Here is a 215-nt window from a genome sequence, read left to right as displayed (position 1 = left end):
TTTCTTCCCAGAATAAAAGTCCTGCCATTTCCAGAATCATAACAGGTCATCAGATTATGAAGTCCCAGATCAATCGATAAATAATATCCATTCTGAGAAAGCCGTTCCGGCTCTTCAATCTCATAAATAACAATAAGGTCGCATTTTCCGTTTTTTGGTGGATAGATCCGCAGCTGTTTTATATGATCCATGTTCCTGAAAATCTTATTTTCAAG

1 pseudogene is annotated in these 215 nt (G+C 36.7%); it reads right to left on the bottom strand.

Going from position 1 to position 215, the window contains the following annotated elements:
• Positions 1-191 (bottom strand): annotated as a pseudogene (locus tag DWX28_RS20215) (RNA-guided endonuclease InsQ/TnpB family protein); the annotation flags it as partial.
• Between the last annotated feature and the right edge of the window lie 24 nt (positions 192-215).

This window comes from Blautia sp. AF19-10LB (genome assembly GCF_003461245.1).
Taxonomy (GTDB): Bacteria; Bacillota; Clostridia; order Lachnospirales; family Lachnospiraceae; genus Blautia_A; species Blautia_A intestinihominis.
Note: the sequence above shows the minus strand (reverse complement) of the source record. Positions and strands in the feature narration are given on the sequence as shown.